Origin of the sequence: Allostella sp. (genome assembly GCF_041913585.1) — a bacterium.
In the GTDB taxonomy this organism is placed as follows: domain Bacteria; phylum Pseudomonadota; class Alphaproteobacteria; order ATCC43930; family Allostellaceae; genus Allostella.
In genome coordinates, this window is sequence record NZ_JAYSFE010000016.1 from 45,810 (window position 1) to 51,778 (window position 5,969).

Below are 5,969 nucleotides of genomic sequence, written 5' to 3' on the forward strand. Positions count from 1 at the left end.
AATAGGGCTGGCCGAGGAACAGGAGAGAGGGAACCGATGTCGCGCATCCTCACCGTCGGCGCCGCCCAGCTCGGCCCGATCCAGCGCGCCCATTCGCGCGCCGATGTCGTCCGCCGGCTGGTCGAGCTCATGCGCCAGGCGCACGGCATGGGCTGCCGGGTCGTCGTCTTCCCGGAACTGGCGCTGACCACCTTCTTTCCGCGCTGGTGGATGGAGGACGAGGCCGAGATCGACGCCTTCTTCGAGACCGAGATGCCGGGGCCGGAGACGCGGCCGCTCTTCGAGGAGGCAACCCGGCTCGGGATCGGCTTCAAGATCGGCTATGCCGAGCTCGCGGTCGAGGACGGGCGCCGCCGGCGCTTCAACACCGCGATCCTGGTCGATCCCAAGGGCCGCGTCGTCGGCAAGTATCGCAAGATCCATCTGCCCGGGCACGCCGCCAACGAGCCGTGGCGCGCCTTCCAGCATCTCGAGAAGCGCTACTTCGAGGTCGGCAATCTCGGCTGGCCGGTGTGGCGGGCGTTCGGTGGCATCATGGGCATGGCGATCTGCAACGACCGCCGCTGGCCCGAGACCTACCGCGTCATGGGGCTGCAGGGCGTCGAGATGGTCATGCTCGGCTACAACACGCCCGAGCACAATCCGCCGGCTCCCGATCAGGACCCGCTCTCGGACTTCCACAACCATCTCTCGATGCAGGCCGGCGCCTACCAGAACGGCACCTGGGTGGTGGGCGTGGCCAAGGCCGGGGTCGAGGAGGGCTGCATGCTGATCGGCGGCTCGGCGATCATCGCGCCCTCAGGCGAGATCGTCGCCCAGGCGGTCAGCCGCGACGACGAACTGATCGTGGCGCGTTGCGACCTCGACCGGACGATCCCCTACAAGACCACCATCTTCAACTTCGCCGCCCACCGCCGGCCCGAGGCCTACGGCCCGATCACCGCGCGCGCCGGCGTCGTCCTGCCGCCGGAGGGAGACGCATGAAGCCCGCCGTCGCCGCCCTGATGCTGTGGTCGGGGCTGCTCGGGCTGCTCTACCTGGCGCTCGCCGGCTACGTCGTCCGCCACCGCTACCGCGCCAAGGTGGCGATCGGCGACGGCGGCGACCCCGATCTGGCGCGGGCCATCCGGGTCCACGGCAACTTCGCCGAGTATGTCCCGCTGGCGCTCTTCCTGCTGCTCCTGCTCGCGCTCGCGGGCTGGGGATCGCTCCATATCCACATCCTCGCCGGTACCCTGTTCGTCGCCCGCGCCGCGCACGCAATCGGGCTGGCGGGCTCGGAGGGGCCCAGCCCCGGACGCGCCGTCGGCATCCTCGGCACCTGGGGCGTCGTCGCCGCCGCTTCGGTCATGGTGCTGGCGACGGCGCTCGGCTGAGGGGCCGGCGCCGCTCAGGCGTGGGTGCCGCGGATCGGGTAGTCGCGTTCCTGGATCAGGCGGACGCCGCGCAGGATGCCGTCGAGGTCCGGTCGCGCGAACGGCGCGTTCGACAGGTCGACGATCTGCACCCGGCCGGCGGGATTGACGACGAACAGGCCGGGTTCGGCGAAGGGACGGTCGGTCTCCTGGGGGCTGCGCGGGTCCGAGACGTAGAGGCCGAGCGCCCGCATCTGGTCGATCGACAGGCCGTACCCGACGGGGAAGGTCCAGCCGAACTCGGCGACGTCGGCCGCCGCCTTCTCCTCGGGATCGCCGGAAATCGCGACCACGCGCGTCGATGCCGCCTCGAACTCCGGCCGCAGCTCGTTCAGCCGCGCCAGATAGCGCTTGCACAGCGGGCAATGGCGGCCGCGATAGACGACGACCAGCGACCAGCCCGGCGCCCCCGCGCCCGTGTCGAGCGTTCCGCCGCCGACCTGCGGCAGCGTGAAGGAGGGCATCGGGCTTCCGGCGGCGATCTTGGGCGACATGGCGATTCCTTCCAGAGGGGCGGGAACCTGCCTAGCAGACGGTATGCGCGGCCGGGCGTCACGTCCGCGTGAAGCCTGGCGCTTGCTGGGGCGCGGCCTTCGGGCCTAGCCTCGACCGCAAACGACGCCCGGGAGCGGACGCCATGAGGCTGACTTCGGATCAGGTCGCGCGCTTCGAGGAGGAGGGCTATCTCTTCCTTCCCGAGATGTTCACCGCCGAAGAGGTGGCGGTGATGCGGGGCGAGGTCCCGCGCATCTTCGCCCAGCGCCGGCCGGAGAACGTGCGCGAGCGCACGGGCGACGTCGTGCGCACGGCGTTCGCCACCCATACCTACGACCCGACCTTCGCCGCGCTCGCCCGCCATCCGCGCATGGTCGAGCCGGTGATCCAGCTCCTCGGCGGGCCGGCCTACATCCACCAGTTCAAGATCAACGCCAAGGCCGCCTTCGACGGTGACCAGTGGCAGTGGCACCAGGACTACGGCACCTGGAAGAACGACGACGACATGCCGGGGCCGAACGCGATGAACGTCGCCGTCTTCCTCGACGACGTGACCGAGTTCAACGGCGCGCTCATGTTCATCCCGCGCTCGCACAAGCTGGGCGTGCTGGAGGCCGGCCACGACCTGGAGACGACGAGCTATCCCCTGTGGACGATCGACAAGGACACGATCCGCCGCCTCGTCGCCGAGGGCGGGCTGGTCGCGCCGAAGGGAAAGGCGGGCTCGGTGCTGATGTTCCACGGCAACCTCGTGCATGCCAGCCCCGGCAACCTGTCGCCCTTCGACCGCACCATCGTCTATGTCAGCCTCAACCGGGTGGACAACGCGATCCGCCGCTTCCAGCGGCCGGAATGGATCGCCCATCGCGATTTCCGCCCGATCGAGCCCCTGCCGGACGACTGCCTGCTGCACCTGGGAAAGGCCGCCTGAGCCGATGTTCCTCCATCGCCTACTCGCGGCGCGCGCGGCCGCCGGCAACCCGATCCGCGTCGGGGTGATCGGCGCCGGCAAGTTCGGCACCATGTTCCTGGCCCAGGCCCGCCGGACCCCCGGCCTGCATGTGCTCGGCATCGCCGACCTCTCGCCCGAGCGGGCGCGGGCGGCGCTGGCCCGCTGCGGCTGGCCGGCCGAGCAGTACGCCGCCGGCGACTTCGCGGCGGCGCGCGCGGCCGGCACCACCTTCGTCACCGACGATGCGATGGCGCTTCTCGCCGCCGACGGGCTCGACGTCGTCGTCGAGGCGACGGGCCATCCGACGGCCGGCATCCGCCACGCGCTCGCCGCCTTCGCCCACGGCCGCCACGTCGCCATGGTCAATGTCGAGGCGGACGTGCTGGCGGGACCGCTGCTCGCCCGGCGGGCGGCCGCGGCCGGGGTCGCCTACTCGCTGGCCTATGGCGACCAGCCGGCGCTGATTGCCGAGATGGTGGAATGGGCGCGGGCCGTCGGGCTGCGCGTCGTCTGCGCCGGCAAGGGGACCAAGTACCTGCCGGCCTACCATGCCTCGACCCCGGAGACGGTCTGGGGCCATTACGGCCTGTCGCCGGAGGATGCGGCCGCGGGCGGCATGAACCCGCAGATGTTCAACTCCTTCCTCGACGGCACCAAGTCGGCGATCGAGATGGCGGCGGTCGCCAACGCTACCGGCCTCGTGCCGCAGGCACATGGCCTCGCCTTCCCGCCCTGCGGCGTCGACGACCTGCCGCGGGTGCTGCGCCCGGCCAGGCTCGGCGGCGCGCTCGCCGACGCGGCCGCCGACGGGCCGGGCACGGTCGAGGTCGTCTCCAGCCTGGAGCGCGACGGGCGGCCCGTCTTCCGCGACCTGCGCTGGGGCGTCTATGCCGTGTTCGAGGCGCCGGACGACTACGTCGCCCGCTGCTTCCGCGAGTATGGCCTCGTCACCGATCCCGGCGGGCGCTACGCCGCCATGTACAAGCCCTACCACCTGATCGGGCTCGAACTCGGCATCACCGTCGCCATGGCGGGACTGCGCGGTGAGGCGACGGGCGCGGCCCAGGGCTTCCTCGGCGATGTCGTCGCCACCGCCAAGCGCGACCTCGCTGCCGGCGAGACGCTGGACGGCGAGGGCGGGTTCACCGTCTATGGCCGGCTGATGCCGGCGGCGGCGTCGCTGGCGGCGGGCGGCCTGCCGCTCGGCCTCGCCCACGGCGTCCGGCTGAAGCGGCCGATCGCCGCCGGTCGCCCGGTCGGCTGGGCCGACGTCGCGATCGACGAGGGGGCAGAGGTGGTGCGGGTGCGCCGCGAGATGGAGGCGATGTTCCGCCCGGCGGCGGTGCGGGAGGCGGCCCAATGAGCGCCCGCGGCGTCCTTCTCGTCACCGGCGGCAGCCGCGGCATCGGCGCCGCCACGGCGCGCGCCGCCGCCCGGGCCGGCTACGCGGTCTGCGTCAACTACGCCCGCGACGCGGCCGCCGCCGCGCGCGTCGTCGCCGACATCGAGCAGGCGGGGGGCCGCGCCGTCGCCGTCGCCGGCGACGTCGCGGTCGAAGCCGACGTCCTCGGCATGTTCGAGGCGGCCGCGGCACTCGGCCCGCTCACCGGTCTGGTCAACAATGCCGGCATCAGCGGGCCGATCGGCCGGGTTGCCGACGTCACCGCGGAGACGCTCGACCGGGTGTTCCGAATCAACGTCCTGGGGGCCTTCCTCTGCGCCCGCGAGGCGGTGCGGCGCATGTCGACCCGGCGCGGCGGCGGGGGCGGCGTGATCGTCAACGTCTCCTCGGGTGCCGCCACCCGCGGCAGCCCCGGCGAGTTCGTGTGGTACGCCGCCTCCAAGGGGGCGATCGACAGCCTGACCATCGGCCTCGCCAAGGAGGTGGCGGGCGAGGGCATCCGCGTCGTCGGCATCGCGCCCGGCCTGACCGAGACCGACATCCATGCCGCGGCCGGCGAACCGGGCCGGGTCGCCCGCATGGTCTCGCTGGTGCCGCTCGGCCGGGCGGCGACGCCCGAGGAGGTGGCCGGCCAGATCCTCTTCCTGCTGTCGGACGCCGCCGCCTACTGCCATGGCGGCACGCTGCGGGCGACGGGCGGGCTCTGAGGCCGGTCCGAAGCGGCGGCGGACCGGCGACCGCCGCCGCGAACGGAGGTTGCATTCCCGGCGGCGGTGGCTATCTATCGCCCCGGTTTCATGCCCGATACGACCGAATCCTCCGCCGCGGCGTCGCCGCTCGCCCGGTTCCGCGCCCTCGTGCGGCGCGGCGAGCTGCGTCCCGATCCGATGCAGGCGCTGGCCGCCGAGAAGCTGGAGTCCCTGTGGCACGCGCTCGCCGGCTACCGGCCGCAGACCGGCAGCGGCGGCTGGCGTGCCCGCCTCGGCCTCTCTCGCCGGCCCGACCCGGCGCCGCAGGGGCTCTACATCTATGGCGAGGTCGGGCGCGGCAAGTCGATGCTGATGGACCTCTTCTTCGACGTGGCGCCGGTCGAGGCGAAGCGTCGGGTCCATTTCCATGCCTTCATGCAGGACGTCCACCGCCGCCTGCACGAGTGGCGCAGGACCAATGCCGGCGATCCGCTGCAGCCGCTGGCCCAGGAACTGGCGCGCGAGGCCTGGCTGCTCTGCTTCGACGAGTTCCAGGTGACCGACATCGCCGACGCGATGATCCTGGGTCGCCTGTTCCAGGCGCTGTTCGAGGCGGGCGTGGTGGTCATCGCGACCTCCAACCGGCCACCGCGCGACCTCTACAAGGACGGGCTCCAGCGCGAGCGCTTCCTGCCCTTCATCCAGCTGATCGAGGACAAGCTGGACGTGCTGGAACTGGCGGGTGCGGTCGACTACCGCCTCGACCGGCTGAAGGACCACCGCCTCTACCATGTCCCGCCCGGGCCCGCGGCCGAGGCGGCGCTCGCCGCGACCTTCGCCGACCTGACCGCCGGCATCCCCGCCCGCCCGACCGAGATCGAGGTGCTGGGCCGGCGGCTGATGGTGCCGAAGGCGGCACGCCGGGTCGCCTGGTTCGCCTTCGACGACCTCTGCCGGCGCATGCTCGGCCCGGCGGACTATCTCGCCATCGCCGACGCCTTCGACGCGGTCATCCT

At 72.4% G+C, this 5,969-nt stretch carries 7 protein-coding genes; 6 read left to right on the top strand and 1 reads right to left on the bottom strand.

Annotated features, from left to right (window positions below; translation table 11 throughout):
* Positions 1-36 precede the first annotated feature (36 nt).
* Entirely contained in the window at positions 37-984 is a 948-nt protein-coding gene (locus ACE3Q3_RS05105) for an N-carbamoyl-D-amino-acid hydrolase (protein WP_374442892.1), read from the top strand.
* On the top strand, positions 981-1,376 hold the full coding sequence (locus ACE3Q3_RS05110; RefSeq protein WP_374442895.1) for an MAPEG family protein: 396 nt from the start codon (positions 981-983) through the stop codon (positions 1,374-1,376). Before ACE3Q3_RS05105 ends, ACE3Q3_RS05110 begins: the two co-directional genes overlap by 4 nt.
* A 14-nt stretch (positions 1,377-1,390) precedes the next feature.
* Here ACE3Q3_RS05110 and ACE3Q3_RS05115 read toward each other — a convergent pair whose 3' ends face one another.
* The gene (locus ACE3Q3_RS05115) at positions 1,391-1,909 is read right to left on the bottom strand and encodes a peroxiredoxin-like family protein (RefSeq protein ID WP_374442899.1); all 519 of its coding nucleotides are present in this window, start codon (positions 1,907-1,909) and stop codon (positions 1,391-1,393) included.
* A gap of 143 nt (positions 1,910-2,052) precedes the next feature.
* Here ACE3Q3_RS05115 and ACE3Q3_RS05120 point away from each other — a divergent pair, with 143 nt between their 5' ends.
* The 4 genes from ACE3Q3_RS05120 to zapE form a co-directional block, all read left to right on the top strand.
* Positions 2,053-2,841, top strand: coding sequence for a phytanoyl-CoA dioxygenase family protein (locus ACE3Q3_RS05120; RefSeq protein ID WP_374442903.1), 789 nt, complete (start codon positions 2,053-2,055; stop codon positions 2,839-2,841).
* A gap of 4 nt (positions 2,842-2,845) precedes the next feature.
* Positions 2,846-4,225, top strand: a complete 1,380-nt coding sequence (locus ACE3Q3_RS05125) for an NAD(P)H-dependent oxidoreductase (RefSeq protein WP_374442905.1) — start codon at positions 2,846-2,848, stop codon at positions 4,223-4,225.
* Positions 4,222-4,971, top strand: coding sequence for an SDR family oxidoreductase (locus ACE3Q3_RS05130; protein ID WP_374442909.1), 750 nt, complete (start codon positions 4,222-4,224; stop codon positions 4,969-4,971). The genes ACE3Q3_RS05125 and ACE3Q3_RS05130 overlap by 4 nt, the downstream gene beginning before the upstream one ends.
* Positions 4,972-5,061: 90 nt before the next feature.
* On the top strand, positions 5,062-5,969 hold a 908-nt coding region (gene zapE, locus ACE3Q3_RS05135; RefSeq protein ID WP_374442913.1), incomplete at its 3' end, for a cell division protein ZapE.